Origin of the sequence: Pseudomonas sp. NY15181, from assembly GCF_048068055.1 — a bacterium.
Classification (GTDB): Bacteria; Pseudomonadota; Gammaproteobacteria; order Pseudomonadales; family Pseudomonadaceae; genus Pseudomonas.
On the sequence record NZ_JBLUPT010000020.1, the window covers coordinates 13,902 to 27,830 of the forward strand.

Below are 13,929 nucleotides of genomic sequence, written 5' to 3' on the forward strand. Positions count from 1 at the left end.
GCGGGTGGACACGGTGCGGCGTTATCGGCCTTTGCGGACAGGGTCCGCTCTTGCCTGGAATCTAACGCTGTGGGAGCAACCGACTTCTTCCGGATGGTCTGTGCCTGAGCATTCCCCTCACCCCAACCCTCTCCCAGAGGGAGAGGGGGCTGATCGTGCCGGCTGACACTGTGGCTTCATCCTGCTCTGAACGGTCCCCTCTCCCGCGTGCGGGAGAGGGTTAGGGTGAGGGGCTCTTGATCTCGTTAATAGCGGGCCATGCCCGCGGTTTTCGACGCCAGTCGAAAGACAGGAGCGCTCATGACGCGGCGGGCTGCAGACTTCACCGACCTTCTTACAAGGAATGATCGCCATGTCCGAATTGCTGAGTTTTGCCAAGGGTGCGCTGGCCATGTTCTGGCTCGCCGCTGCTCTCAATCTTGCCTACCCGCTCGGCGAGCTGCATCGCCCGCTGCTCTGGATCTCCGGGGTGATGCTGCTGGTGCATGTGGGCGAGGTGCTGCTGCTGGCGCGTCGTCGTTCGCTGGGCGAGCAGCTGAAGGTCCTGCTGTTCGGCGTGCTGCACCTGCAGAGCCGCCGCCAGCGCCGTCTGGAAACTGTAAACGGCTGATTTACCAAAGCTTTACCTTGTGGCACCGCACGGGCGCCTGACAGAAATGTCTGATCCTGTGAGACCGGAAGAATCATTGCCCCGCATTCCCGCGAGGCTGCCGGCTCGCTTCAGGAGGCGCCATGCGTCGCATCTTCGCTGCTGTACTGCTCATCCTTCCGTTGACCGGTTGCGTGGTCTACGAGCACGACCACGATCGCGGCTGGCATGACCGCGACTGGAGTGACCGCCCGCACCGCGATTACCGCCGGGACTACCACGACCGCGATCACGATCGCTACGAAGGCTGGAGTCGCTGAGCCATGACCGTCAGGGCGCGGCGCGAAACGCCGCGTCCTCCTCCAGCAACAACGCGACGAACTGGCTGGCCGCGGGCGACAGGCTGCGGCTGGCATGCCGCACCAGGGCGTAGGCGGAGCCGCGCCCGGAGGCGTCGCTCCCCTTGGGCCAGGGCAGCACGGCCAGGCGACCGGCCTCGACGTCTTCGGCCACCACGTCCCAGGTGGCCAGGCAGAGTACGTCGCTGCCTTTCACCAGCTCCTTGAGCATCAACACGTCGTCGCACTGCACACTCAGCGGCTGTTCGCGCCCGAGGTTGCGCGCCAGGCCCTCCTGGGCGTCGCGCGGCAGGCGCGGGCCGGCCAGCGGGTAGTCGAGCAGGCGCTCCACCGACGGCCGCGTCCCGACCAGGGGATGCCCCGGCCGGCAGAACAGTACGCCGCGGTGCACCCGCAGCGGCAGGATGTCGAGGCGGCTGTCGCCCTCCAGCTCGCGAGAGTCGGCGATGAAGAGTTCGATTTCGTCGTCCAGCAGGCGTTGGTGCAGTTCGCTCCAGTTCTCAATGGACAGCAGGACCGACACCTTCGGGTGCGCGCTGCTGTAGCGCGCGAGCACCTGGGGCATCAGCCGCGCGGCAGGGAAGGGGCCGGCGCCCAGGCGCAGCTCGCCGGTTTCCAGGTCCGCCAGTTGCAGCACGGCGTTCTTCAGCGCGCGGTCGCCGGCCAGCAGGCGGCGGGCGTGTTCCAGCACCAGCCGGCCGTGGGCGGTGAGGGTCACGCCCCGCGGATTGCGGTCCACCAGTTGGCAGTTCAACTGGCCTTCCAGCACCTGGATGCTCCGCGACAGGGCGGGCTGGCTCAGATTCACCGCGTCGGCGGCGCGGGCGAAATGGCCGTGTTCGGCGAGGGCGACGAAGTGACGTAGCTGGCGGAGATCGCTCATGCGCTTCCTGCATCGATTGTAAAATTGGAATGCATTGGAATTATTAGCGCGACGGCCGGCATAGTGCGAGCACAACAACAAATTCCGGAGTCCTCCGATGTCCCGTCTTTCCGCCGCCGTTCTGCTGGCCAGCTTCTGCCCGGGCCTGCTCGCCGCCGCCGAGCAGCCCAAGCCGCCCACCGAGTTCACCATCGCCGCCCAGCAGAAGGTGCGTGAGTCGCTGCCGTTCTCCGATCGCGCCGACTTCGATCGGGTGGATAAGGGGCTGATCAAGCGCCCGGAGAACCTGGTGATCAAGAACGAGGACGGCAGCATCGCCTGGCAACTGGGCAGCTACGACTTCCTCAATGCCGGCAAGGACATCGACAGCATCAACCCGAGCCTGCAGCGCCAGGCCCTGCTGAACCTGAAGTACGGCCTGTACAAGGTCACCGACGGCATTTACCAGGTCCGCGGTTTCGACCTCGCCAACATCACCTTCGTCGAGGGCAAGAGCGGCTGGATCGTCATCGACACCCTGACCACTCCGGCCACCGCCAAGGCCGCCTACGCCCTGGTGAGCCAGGAACTGGGGCAGAAACCGATCCGCGCGATCATCTACAGCCACGCCCACGCCGACCACTTCGGCGGGGTGAAGGGCCTGGTGACCCAGGAGCAGGTGGACAACGGCGAGGTGCAAATCTACGCGCCCAAGGGCTTCATGGAAGCGGCGATCAAGGAGAACGTGCTGGCCGGCAACGCCATGATCCGTCGCGCCACCTACCAGTACGGCACGCTGTTGCCCAAGGGCGAGCAGGGCCAGGTCGACATGGCCATCGGCAAGGGCGTGGCACGCGGACCGTTGAGCATCCTGGCACCGACGAAGCTGATCGAAGGCGACCTGCAGGAGCTGGAGATCGACGGCGTGCCCGTCACCTTCCAGAACACCCCGGGCACCGAGTCGCCGGCCGAGATGAACGTCTGGCTGCCGCAGCAGAAGGCGCTGCTGATGGCCGAGAACGTCGTCGGCACGCTGCATAACCTCTACACCCTGCGCGGCGCCGAGACCCGCGACGCGCTGGGCTGGAGCAAATACATCAACGAGGCGTTGCACCGTTTCGGCGACAAGGCCGAGGTGCTGTTCGCCGTGCACAACTGGCCACGCTGGGGGCACGACGACATCGTCCGCACCCTGGAGAAGCAGCGTGACCTGTATGGCTACCTGAACGACCAGACGCTGTACCTGGCCAACCAGGGCGTGACCATCAACCAGATCCACGAGCGCTTCCAGATGCCGCCTGAGCTGGCCAACGAATGGTTCAACCGGGGTTACCACGGCAGCGTCAGCCACAACGTGCGCGCGGTGGTGAACAAGTATCTGGGCTACTACGACGGCAACCCGGCGACCCTCAACCCGCTGGCGCCGGAGGATTCGGCGAAGAAGTACGTGGAGTTCATGGGCGGCGCCGACCATCTGCTGCAGCTGGCCAAGCAGTCCTACGACAAGGGCGAGTACCGCTGGGTGGTGGAGGTGGTCAACAAGCTGGTCTTCGCCGACCCGACCAACAAGGCCGCCCGCGAGCTGCAGGCCGACGCCCTGGAGCAGCTCGGCTACCAGTCGGAGAACGCCGGCTGGCGCAATAGCTACCTGGCGGCCGCGCAGGAACTGCGTGATGGCGTACCGCGCGACCAACCCTCGCTGCGCGTGACCAGCGCCGATGCTCTGGCGGCGATGGACACCGGCCTGCTGTTCGACTACCTCGGCGTGCGCCTCAACGCGCAGAAGGCCGAAGGCGAGGACATCAGCATCAACCTGGTGTTGCCGGACCTGAACGAGCAATACCTGCTGGAGCTGAAGAACTCGCACCTGAACAACATCAAGGGTGTGCAGAACGAGAATGCCGGGCAGACCGTCACCATCGACCGCGCCGACCTCAACCGCCTGCTGCTCAAGGAAGTCTCGCCGGTGCGCCTGGTGTTCGAGGGCAAGCTCAAGAGCTCGGGCAATCCGCTCCTGCTGGCGAAACTGTTCGGCATGCTCGACGACTTCGAGTTCTGGTTCGACATCGTCACGCCGCCGCAGAAGGGCTGATCCCACCCCCTTCCCGCCGACCGACAATGGCACAGTGCTTGATTGCATTGTGCCATTGTTTTTTTCGCGACCAGCTTGCACCATGCCGCTCCGGCGTTCGCCTAGCGAGGCGTGCGCCTTCGCTGTCGAGAAGTCGCGATCGTGTCCAGCCGTTCCATCCGTGCGTTGCGCCGTTATCGGCCCGGAGCCCTGCTCCTGGCGCTGGCGGTGTCGCTCGCGGTGCTGGCCGGGGCGCAGTCGGACGCCTGGGACTTCCACCTGATCGACCAGCGCGCCGAATCGCTCTACGGCCCGCTGGGCGAGGGGCGTGCGCGCATCGACGCCTGGCAGGGCCTGCTCGAAGAGACCGCCGGCCTGCCCGAGCGCGAGCAGTTGCAGGCGGTCAACCGCTTCTTCAATGCGCAATTGCACTTCACCGACGACCTCAGCCTGTGGGGCGAAGTGGACTACTGGGCGACGCCGGTGCAGGCGCTGCTCAAGGGCGGTGGTGATTGCGAGGACTTCGCCATCGCCAAGTACATCAGCCTGCGACATCTCGGCGTGCCGGCGCAGAAGCTGCGCATCACCTACGTCAAGGCGCTGCGCCTGAACCAGGCGCACATGGTGCTGACGTATTACCCCCGTCCCGATGCAGTGCCGCTGGTGCTGGACAACCTGATCGGCAGCCTCCTGCCAGCCAGCCAGCGCACTGACCTGCAACCGGTGTACGCCTTCAACGGCGAAGGGCTGTGGCTGGCCAACGCCAGCGGCGGCAAGCAGGTCGGCGACAGCAAGCGGCTGTCGCGCTGGCAGGACCTGCTGAAGAAAATGAAAGCCGAAGGCTTTCCCCTGAACGAATGAGAGCGTGGAGACACGATGTCCCTGTTCAAACAATTGCTCATCGCCATCTGCCTGTTCCTGGTGGTCGCCTTCAGCGGCAGCTTCATGGTCAGCCTGGAAAGCTCCCGCGAGCAGTACGTCAACCAGCTGCGTTCCCACGCCCAGGATGCCGCGACGGCGCTGGGCTTGTCGCTCGCACCGACCATCGACGACCCGGCGATGGTCGAACTGATGGTCAGCTCGATCTTCGACAGTGGCTACTTCGAGAGTATCCGCGTGGTCGACCTGGCCAGTGGCAAGGTGATCGTCGAGCGCACCGGCGTGCCGGACGCGGTGGCGGCCAAGGTGCCGCAGTGGTTCGTTGCGCTGATCGACCTGCATTCGGCCGGCGGTGACGCCATCGTCAGCCGCGGCTGGACCCAGGCGGCACGGGTCGAGGTGCTGAGCCACCCGATGTTTGCCATCGCCAAGCTCTGGCAGAGCGCGCTGGGCAGCCTGTTGTGGCTGGCGCTGTGCGGCGTGGCCAGCGGCGTGCTCGGGGCGGTACTGCTGCGCCGCCAGTTGAAGCCGCTGGACTACATGGTGGAGCAGTCCCACGCCATTGCACGCCGCGAATTCCTCAGTCTGCCCGAGCTGCCGCGTACACCCGAGCTGCGTCGTGTGGTGCAGGCGATGAACCAGATGGTGGAGAAGCTCAAGGCGCTGTTCCAGGAGCAGGCCGAACGCAGCGAACGGCTGCGAGACGAGGCCTACCAGGACAGCCTGACCGGCCTGGGCAACCGGCGCTTCTTCGACATGCAGCTGCATGCCCGGCTGAGTGCCGAGGACCAGGTCGGTAGCGGCCTGTTGCTGATGCTGCGGGTGCGCGACCTGGCCGGCCTGAACCAGCGCCTGGGCGGCCAGCGTGTCGACCAGCTGCTCAAGGCGGTGGCCGATCAGCTGCGCCTGGCCGGGCAGGGCCTGGGCGCCGGCCTGACCTTGGCGCGCAGCCGTGGCGGCGAGTTCGTGATGCTGGCGCCGGGGCTGATGCCCGAGGAGGCGCCCGCCCTTGCGATGCGCCTGGAGACCATGCTGGCGACCCTGGCGAGCACCGGGGCCAGCGACGTCAGCCCAGTGGCGAGCATGGGGCTGGTGCCCTTCGTTTCCGGCGAGTCGGCGCAGGCGCTGCTGGTGTTGGCCGATGAGGCGCTGGCACTGGCCGAGCGTGAAGGCGAGCGTTGCTGGGCGTTCCTGCAGAGCGGGGCGAACCCGGTCGCCGAAGAGCGCCATTCCTGGCACCAGTTGCTGGACGAGGCCCTGGTGCGCAAGCGCTTCCAGCTGTATTTCCAGCCGGTGGTGGCGTGCAGCGAGCCCACCCGGGTGCTGCACTACAAGGTGCTCTCGCGCCTGCCGGACGGGCAGGGCGGCCACATCGCCGCCGGGCGCTTCCTGCCCTGGCTGGACCGCTTTGGCTGGACCGCGCGGCTCGACCTGCTGATGCTGGAAAGCGTGCTCGCCGACCTGGCCCGGCACGACCGGCCACTGGCGCTGAACCTGTCGGCGGCGCTGCTGCGCGATGAATGGGCCACCGGGCGGGTGTTCGACCTGTTGCGCCAGTATCCGCAGTTCGCCGGGCGCCTGACCCTGGAGCTGGAGGAAGACCAGTTGCCGGCCCAGGCGGTACTGGAAACCCTGACCCGCCGCCTGCGCGAGCTGGGTTACAGCCTGAGCCTGCAGCATTTCGGCGGGCGCTTCAGCATGATCGGCAACCTGGCACGCCTGGGCCTGGCCTACCTGAAGGTGGACGGCAGCCACATCCGCGCCATCGACCAGGAGAACGACAAGCGCCTGTTCATCGAGGCCATGCAGCGCGCCGCGCACAGCATCGACCTGCCGCTGATCGCCGAGCGCGTGGAGACTGCCGGGGAATTCCGCGTACTGCGCGAGATGGGGATTCAGGGCGCGCAGGGGCAGTTGTTCGGTGTGCCGGCGCCGTGGTGATGGATCTTCGCTCTTCGTAGGAGCGAGGGGGACGCCTAGTTCTTGCTCGTGAACCTGGGCTGATCGCGATAACAGCTCGCTCCGAGAGGTTGGGTACGGCACTGCTCTCGTAGGAGCGGACTTCGTCCGCGACGCTCTAATGCCTCAAGCGTTATCCGCCGTCTTGTTCGGCGTTCATGCGCCGCTTCGGCGTGTGCTGAGACTTCTTGTTTCGCCCCCTCGGGCGCCCCACTTTGGCAAACGACCCAAAGTGGGCAAAGGTCTTGCCCCGGTACGACTCACCCACATAGGTGACAGTTTTGTTCAGGCACATGGGTAACAGTTTCTAACCTGCAGGGGTCACCTCACGAGGATTACCCCATGCCTTGGCGAGAGCTGAAACCTATGGACGAGAAAGTGCTATTCATTGCCGACTACCTGCGCGAACTGTATAGCTTCACCGTGCTTTGCGAGCGCTTCGGCATCAGCCGGAAAACCGGCTACAAGTGGGTCGAGCGCTACCGGCAGAGCGGTCTGGAAGGCTTGGGCGAGCAGAGTCGGCGCCGTCATCATCAGGCACTGACGACGCCCTACGTGATTCGCGAGTACATCCTCGATCTGCGTCGCCGCTCGAATGTCGATCTGGGTCCCAAGAAGATCCAGGTGCTCGTCGAGCAGTGTTACCCAGGGCAAAGTCCGTCGCGGACGACGATCTACAACATTCTCAAGCAGGCGGGCCTGATTTCTCCGCGCCGCTTGCGGCAACGCGTGCCGGCCTATGCAAAACCACTGCATTCGGCCAAATCTCCCAACGATCTCTGGACGGCCGACTACAAAGGCCAATTCCTGACGCGTGATGGGCAATGGTGCTATCCGCTGACGATCATGGATCACGCCAGCCGTTATCTGCTGGCCTGCGACGGTCTGCTCGGGCCGCGCCTGGCCGAAACACAGGTGGTCTTCGAGCGACTGTTTCGTACCTATGGCCTGCCAGCACGCATGCGTACGGATAACGGTACCCCTTTTGTCAGCAAGGGCCGTGCAGGGCTTTCCCAGCTATCGATCTGGTGGCTGCGACTGGGCATCCTGCCCGAGCGTATCGCTCCCGGACGGCCAGAGCAGAACGGTCGTCATGAACGTATGCACCGCACGCTCAAGCTCGCCACGGCACAGTTGCCGGAGCCTGATCTCAAACGCCAGCAGGCCCGCTTCGATGAGTTTCTCCGGCATTACAACCATGAGCGACTTCATGAAGCCTTGGAGCAGAAAACACCAGCACAACTCTACGTTCATTCCTCGCGTCCCTTCCCGAGCCGCCTGCCCGAGCCTAGCTACGCGAGTCATATCGAGGTCTATCGAGTCGACAGTGCCGGGCTGGTCAACCGGCGTGGCATGCAGATCTACGTGGGCTCAGTCCTACAGCGTCAACTTGTCGGTCTGGAACTGATCGGCGATGGCGTTTGGGCTGTTCATTTCGGGCCGATCATCATCGGCAAGCTGGACGAACGGGAGCGAAGTAGGCGATATCTGAAGATGCGAGTGTCACCTATGTGACTGAACTCGTTTGTTACCTATGTGGTTGTCTCCTACACCCCATCATCCGGCCCCAGCTTCGCTGGGGTTCCCTCGCTCCATCGAAGTTTCAGGGGCCCGCGTCGACTGGCCATCCCTGGCCCGACGACGCTCTCGCGGCATCCATGCCGCTCAACCCCTGAAACTCCGACTCCACTCGGCCTCCTGAAGGGGCGCTCCGGTGCGTGCGGATATTTCTCTGGAAACCGCTTTTCGTAGGAGAGACGGGGGCGCCTAGCCCTTGTCCGCGAAGGCTCACCACTGCACCCGCGTTGCAGGATGAACACCTGTAGGGCGAATAACGCGCAGCGTTATCCGCCATGATGGGTTTCGCTTCGCTCTACGCCAGCCTACGAAGAGCAATCCAGCATGAAGCAACCAAAGTCGCAGGCGCGCGCAGAGTCCCGTCAGGAGGCCGAGTGGAGGTATTGCGCAGAGGGGCGAGCGGCATGGATGCCGCGAGAGGCGTAGAGGGCCAGGGATGGCCCTTCTACGCCGACCCTCGGAGCGATACCGGAAGGAGGGAACCCCGGCGAAGCCGGGGCCGGATGCCGGGACGGGCCCTTTTGGTTCCTTTTGGGGCTCCAAAAGGGACTCGCCCGAGGGGGCGAAACAATACCTTTCAGCACACGCCGAAGCGGCGCATGAACACCGAACAAGACGGCGGATAACCCCCGAATCGTCCTGTGGACTGTTCGCGAGCAAGCTCGCTCCTACAGAAAAGCGGTCCGCCGGCAGGCTTTGCAGGAGGCCTTTCCCTGCAAATGAAAACGGGGCTCAGATCAGCCCCGTTTCCTCTTCGTCATTGATCAACCGGGTCAGCCCGCCCAATGCCTCACGCGCCTGGGTGCGGTTGAGCAGCTTGGAGCGCGCCGCCGGCGGCAGGTCGGTGATGCGGATGACGCCTTTGGCGATCAGCACCGAGATCAGGTCGTCCAGCACCCGGATCATGTCCAGGTCGCTCTGCTTGAGGTGCAGTAGGCTGCTCTCGGCGGCCTGCCAGGTCAGGATGTCAGGATGGTCGGCCGGCAGCGTTCCTGTCATTCCATCGAACTCGGCGTCTTCGACGCGCGCCAGTTTTCCCTCGGCGTTGCGCTGGATGTACAGCATCGGCCCGTCCTCATTGTCGGAAGTGAAAGTACGCCAGCGGCGCCACCCCAGAGGATGGCGCCGCCGGCGCGATGGCTGAGCCTGACTCTTTCGTCGCCTGGCGGCAACGGCGAATCAGTGATGCTCAGTCTTGACCACGGGATCGGAGCCCGCCACCAGTTTGTTGACGATCTCGGTGGAGGTCGAACCGTAGGTCGACAGGTCAACGCCGCTCAGCTTGATGGTGACGTCCGCGCCGCTGTTGACCTGGCCGGTGGTGCTCACCTGCAGGGTCGAGGTCGCGGTGTCCACCTTCAGGTAGCTGAGGATGTCGTTGTGCGCGGCATCCGGCAGCAGGTCGCTGATGTCGATGCGGTCACCTTCGCCGGCCTTGAAGTCGGTGATGGTGTCGTTGCCGATATCGCCCGCCTTCCAGATGAAGGTGTCGGCACCCGCACCGCCGGTGAGGATGTCGTTGCCCTTGCCGCCGGTGAGCTGGTCGTCGCCGGTGCCGCCGAACAGGATGTCGTTGCCGCCCTCTCCGAACAGGAAGTCGTTGCCGCCCTGGCCGTAGAGGATGTCGTTGCCGTCTCCACCGTAGAGATTGTCGCTGCCGCCACGGGTGTCGCCGTCGACGTTGAACAGCGCGTGGTTCTCCTTGATGTAGCTGTACATCTCTTCGGAGGTCGCCACATGGCCGTTCTTCAGTTCCAGGAAGGCCGACAGCGCGCTGACGCCGGAACCCGCCGGCAGCTCGGCTGGTTTGACCGGGTTGCCGTTGACGCCCCAGGGCAGGTTGTCGGTGTTGATGGTGTCGCCGAAGACGATGTCGTCACCCGAGCCCGCGTGGATGGTGTCGTTGCCCGAGGGTGCCAGGTCCGAGATGCTGGAGCCGCCGTGCAGGGCGGCATTGAGCTGGTTGGCCTGGGTGACGATATCGACCTGGCCGACCGGGGCGGTGACCAGGTCGTTCCGGGTGATGTTGTCGATGGTGACGGTGGCGTCGCTGCCATTGCCGTTGCCATTGCCGTTGCCTTTGGTGAGGTCGCTCAGCTCGAAGTCCAGGCGATAGATACCCTCGCCCACTGCGCCGGTGGAGAAGTTGCTGCCACTGGTGTTGGAGGCGATCATGTGCTGCTCGACCTGATCCCAGCCGCCGTCGGCCCGCTGCTTCTCCAGGGTCCAAGTGAATTGGTCGCCCTTGGTCAGGTTCTTGGTGAAGTCGAAGCTGAAGGTCGATGTCTTGCCCGCCGCAACCGCCATGTTCGAGCTGATTGCAGTACTGGAGCCGGCCGTGAAGGTGTCCACAATCTGCAACTTGCCGTTGCTGACGGTGATGGAGCCTTTCCCGTCAGTGGTCGACTTCCACCCCGTGGGCAGGCTGGTGTCGTTGCTGCTGTTAGCGAAGTCGAACAGGGTAGTGCCCTTGTAATAGGTCACTGAACCCGCGCCGGTGACATTGGTGTTGTCGAAGTACTTGAGCGTGCCCTCGTTGACGTTGGTGCCGATGCCGATCGCGCGGACCTCGCTGAGTGCCGACAGGCTGGCGAAGGCCTGCGTGGTGTTCTGCATCAGGGTGCCGCTGCCGCTGGACTCGGTCGGGTCGCCGTCGGTGAGGAACAGCGTGACGTTCTCGTAGCCGTTCTTCACGGTACCGAACCAGTTCACCGCCTGGCCGAACGCCACCTGGTAGTTGGTACCGCCGCCGGCCTGCAGGCCCTCGTACTGCGAGCTGCCGATGGCATCGGTCAACAGCTTGATGTTGGCATCGGTCAGGGCATTCACGCTGACCTTGATGCTGGCGGTGCTGTCGAAGCCGATCAGGGCGATGTTGATCACGCCGTCATGGCCCTTGAGCTGGTTGGCCAGGTTGATCAGGGCATCCTTGACCAGCTTCATCCGCGTGTCGTTGTAGTTCGAGGTGCTCCCCCCGGCCAGGTTGTCGCCCATGCTGCCGGAGGTATCGACGATCAGGGCGATGTTGTAGTTGGTGCCCGGCTGGGTGACGGTCAGGGTGCCGCCCACGTCGCCAAGGATCACGTCATCGCCCGGGCCGCCGACCAGGTTGTTGTCGCCGTTGGGGGTGGTGCCCGGGATCTGCACCTGGCCGACGTGGATGTCAAAGCCGTGGGTCACCGAGGTATCGACGCCGCCGTTGGCGGTGCCGCCAGTGTCGCGCACGGCGAAGTCGAAGTGCGCGTTGCTGCCCGAGGCGTCCGGTACGAAGGTCAGCTTGCCGCCGGCGATGGCGCTGGGGTCGATGGCCTGGCCGGCCACGACCTTGCTGCCGTCGAGCCACAGGGTGCCGGAGTCCGGCAGGGACTTGACGATGACGGCCTGCAGGCTCTGCGGCTGGCCGTTGGCGGAGTCCGCGCTGTCGTTGAAGGCGAAGTCCTTCAGGTCGAAGGTGTAGGTCTTGCCGGTGTAGATGCTGGCCGAAGCGTCCGCCGACAGCGGCGCGTCGTTCACCGGGGTGACGTTCAGGGTGATGGTGTTCGACGTCGGGTCGAAGGCGCCGGCGCTGTCCTTCACCGAGAAGTTGAAGTCGGCGTAATGGTTGCCGCTGGCGTTGGCTGCCGGAGTGAACACCAGGCCGCCCAGCTGGGTGGCGGCGATCACCTGCCCGGCGACCACGGCAACGCCGTTGAGGGTCAGGCTGCCGGCTCCCGACAGGCTGTCGATGCGTACGCCGCTCAGGCTGTCGCCCTGGTCCACGTCGGTGAAGCCGAAGTCGGCGGCGCTGAAGGTACGGCTGCTGTCCTCGTTGAGGGTGATGCTGTTGTCGGCGCCACTGGGGGCGTCGTTGACGGCACGTACGTGGATGTCCAGCGGCAGGGTGGTGGTCGCCTGGTCGTGGTTGCTCGACTCGGTGGCGGTGGCGTTCACCTGCAGGGTGATGGTTCCGTTGGCGTTGGCCGGCGGAGTGAAGGTCAGCTTGGACAGGTTCCAGCCGGTGACGTCCACGCTGCCATGGCTGGCGTCGGCGGTGAAGCTGTGGCTGCCGTCGCTCAAGGTGGCACCGTTGGGGATGCCGCCGATGCTGATCGACAGGCTTTCCGAACCGTCGGTGTCGACCAGCGCCGCGTTGATCTTCGACAGCGGGATGCTGGTGTCTTCGTTGCCCTCGTTGGGCCCGAATACGGTGTAGTGCCCCTGGCCGTTGCTGCCGACCAGGTCGCCCAGGCGCTCGCCCGCGCCGGTCAGCTCGCCGGTGTTGTGGTAGACCAGCGCGTTGCCGGTACCGAGGGTCTGCGCCGCGCTGCCGTTGTCGGAGATCTTGAGGTTGTAGGTGCCCGGGCCGCTCTGGTTGTGCTGGTAGAGGGCGAGGGTGTAGTAGCCGCTCTCGGTGGGCGTGAAGCTGCCGCTGAACTGGCCGCTGGTGCCGCCGGTGCCAGCCCAGGTGGCTTCGGCGACGTTGGTGCCGCCGACGACCAGGCGGATGCTGTCATCGCCCACGCCACTGAAGGTGTAGGTGTGGCCGGCCTCGAGGAAGATCAGGCCGCTGACCTTGTTGGCGGTGCCAGCGCTGACGCTGGCGTTGTTCACGCTGTTGATCGAGCCGCTGCTGTTGGGCGTGCCGGCGCCGTCGATGACCGATTGCAGGGTCGAGGGTGCGGCACCGCTGCCGTTGTTGCCCAGCGCCAGGCCCGTCCAGCTCTCCAGGGTCAGGCCGGTGGCCGGCGGGTGGCCGCTGCTGCTGTCCAGGCTGAGGTTCGGCTTGTCCGCCACGGCGATCACGGTCACGTTCACCGTCGAGGTGGCGGTGCCGCCATGGCCATCGCTGATGCTGTAGGTGATGGTGTCGGTGCCGCTGAAGTTGGCCTTCGGCGTGTAGGTGACGGTGCCGTTGGCATTGATCACCAGGCTGCCATTGCCGGCGCTGGCCCCGGTGACGGTCAGCGGGTCGCCGTCGACGTCGGTGTCGTTGTGCAACACGTCGAGAGTGACCGAGCTGTCCTCGTTGACGGTGGCGCTGTCGGCGTTGGCAACCGGTGCGTCGTTCACCGGAGTGACGGTGATGTTCAGCGTGGAGCTGCTGCCGGTGTTGGTGGTGTAGGTGATCTCGGGGACCGCACCGTTCCAGTCCTTCGCCGGGGTGAAGCTGTACTGGCCGTCACTGCCCAGAGTGAAGCTGCCGACGCCGCTGATGCTGGCGCTCTGGCCGGCGGCGAAGCTGCCGGTCACGCCGCTGATGCTGAAGCTGGCGACGCTGAGGACGTTGTCCACGTCGTGGTCGTTGCCCAGTACGTTACCGGTGGCCTGAGTGTCTTCGGCGACGGTCTTGGTGTCCGGGGTCAGTACCGACGGGTCGTCCACCGGGGTGACGTTGGCGAAGCTGAGGTCGGCGGTGGCGGTCAGCTTGCCGTCGGTGACGGTGTAGGTCGCGGTCGGTACCGGGCCGTTGTAGTTCGGCGCCGGAGTGAAGGTGAAACTGCCGTTGCCGTTGATCACCAGGGAACCGACGCCGTTGACGGTCGCGGTAGCGCCTGCGGCGTAGCTGTTGCCGCCGACGGTGAAGCCGGTGACGGTCAGTGCATCGCCGTCGACATCGCTGTCGTTGGTCAGCACGTTGCCGGTGGCCGGGGTG

The 13,929-nt window shown here is 65.2% G+C and carries 9 protein-coding genes; 6 read left to right on the forward strand and 3 right to left on the reverse strand.

All coding sequences use genetic code 11. The annotated features are described in order from the left end of the window. The first annotated feature begins 352 nt into the window (after nucleotides 1–352). Both ACNFBT_RS26955 and ACNFBT_RS26960 read left to right on the forward strand, forming a co-directional pair. The gene (locus ACNFBT_RS26955) at nucleotides 353–610 is read left to right on the forward strand and encodes a DUF1145 domain-containing protein (protein WP_416753851.1); all 258 of its coding nucleotides are present in this window, start codon (nucleotides 353–355) and stop codon (nucleotides 608–610) included. 122 nt (nucleotides 611–732) lie between these two features. Beyond that, a complete protein-coding gene (locus ACNFBT_RS26960) occupies nucleotides 733–909 on the forward strand; it encodes a hypothetical protein (protein ID WP_207887240.1) in 177 nt (58 codons plus the stop codon). Nucleotides 910–919: 10 nt separating this feature from the next. On the opposite strand, the gene ACNFBT_RS26965 is transcribed toward ACNFBT_RS26960, so the two are convergent. Beyond that, nucleotides 920–1,831, reverse strand: coding sequence for a LysR family transcriptional regulator (locus ACNFBT_RS26965; protein ID WP_416753852.1), 912 nt, complete (start codon nucleotides 1,829–1,831; stop codon nucleotides 920–922). A 97-nt stretch (nucleotides 1,832–1,928) separates the two neighbouring features. Here ACNFBT_RS26965 and ACNFBT_RS26970 point away from each other — a divergent pair, with 97 nt between their 5' ends. The 4 genes from ACNFBT_RS26970 (at nucleotide 1,929) to ACNFBT_RS26985 (ending at nucleotide 8,234) form a co-directional block, all read left to right on the forward strand. Then, nucleotides 1,929–3,902, forward strand: coding sequence for an alkyl/aryl-sulfatase (locus tag ACNFBT_RS26970; RefSeq protein ID WP_416753853.1), 1,974 nt, complete (start codon nucleotides 1,929–1,931; stop codon nucleotides 3,900–3,902). Between the two features lie 189 nt (nucleotides 3,903–4,091). Next, nucleotides 4,092–4,742 carry a cysteine protease LapG gene (lapG, locus tag ACNFBT_RS26975; RefSeq protein WP_416753861.1) on the forward strand — a complete coding sequence of 217 codons (651 nt, stop codon included), beginning with the start codon at nucleotides 4,092–4,094 and terminating at the stop codon, nucleotides 4,740–4,742. Nucleotides 4,743–4,757: 15 nt separating this feature from the next. Further along, nucleotides 4,758–6,701 (forward strand): cyclic di-GMP receptor LapD, encoded by a 1,944-nt coding sequence (gene lapD / locus ACNFBT_RS26980; RefSeq protein WP_416753854.1) that lies wholly within the window; start codon nucleotides 4,758–4,760, stop codon nucleotides 6,699–6,701. A gap of 360 nt (nucleotides 6,702–7,061) precedes the next feature. Next, on the forward strand, nucleotides 7,062–8,234 hold the full coding sequence (locus ACNFBT_RS26985; RefSeq protein WP_416753855.1) for an integrase core domain-containing protein: 1,173 nt from the start codon (nucleotides 7,062–7,064) through the stop codon (nucleotides 8,232–8,234). A gap of 795 nt (nucleotides 8,235–9,029) precedes the next feature. On the opposite strand, the gene ACNFBT_RS26990 is transcribed toward ACNFBT_RS26985, so the two are convergent. Together ACNFBT_RS26990 and ACNFBT_RS26995 are read right to left on the reverse strand one after the other, a co-directional pair. Then, nucleotides 9,030–9,362 carry a tryptophan synthase subunit beta gene (locus ACNFBT_RS26990; RefSeq protein ID WP_416753856.1) on the reverse strand — a complete coding sequence of 111 codons (333 nt, stop codon included), beginning with the start codon at nucleotides 9,360–9,362 and terminating at the stop codon, nucleotides 9,030–9,032. 114 nt (nucleotides 9,363–9,476) lie between these two features. After that, a partial coding sequence (locus ACNFBT_RS26995) for a tandem-95 repeat protein (protein ID WP_416753857.1) occupies nucleotides 9,477–13,929 on the reverse strand: 4,453 nt, incomplete at its 5' end.

Excerpts from the sequence above, each read along its gene's own strand:
- ACNFBT_RS26960 (WP_207887240.1), top strand. The coding sequence starts at position 733 with ATGCGTCGCATCTTCGCTGCTGTACTGCTCATCCTTCCGTTGACCGGT.
- ACNFBT_RS26955 (WP_416753851.1), top strand. The coding sequence starts at position 353 with ATGTCCGAATTGCTGAGTTTTGCCAAGGGTGCGCTGGCCATGTTCTGG.
- ACNFBT_RS26985 (WP_416753855.1), top strand. The coding sequence starts at position 7,062 with ATGCCTTGGCGAGAGCTGAAACCTATGGACGAGAAAGTGCTATTCATT.
- ACNFBT_RS26970 (WP_416753853.1), top strand. The coding sequence starts at position 1,929 with ATGTCCCGTCTTTCCGCCGCCGTTCTGCTGGCCAGCTTCTGCCCGGGC.
- ACNFBT_RS26990 (WP_416753856.1), bottom strand. The coding sequence starts at position 9,362 with ATGCTGTACATCCAGCGCAACGCCGAGGGAAAACTGGCGCGCGTCGAA.
- lapD (WP_416753854.1), top strand. The coding sequence starts at position 4,758 with ATGTCCCTGTTCAAACAATTGCTCATCGCCATCTGCCTGTTCCTGGTG.
- ACNFBT_RS26965 (WP_416753852.1), bottom strand. The coding sequence starts at position 1,831 with ATGAGCGATCTCCGCCAGCTACGTCACTTCGTCGCCCTCGCCGAACAC.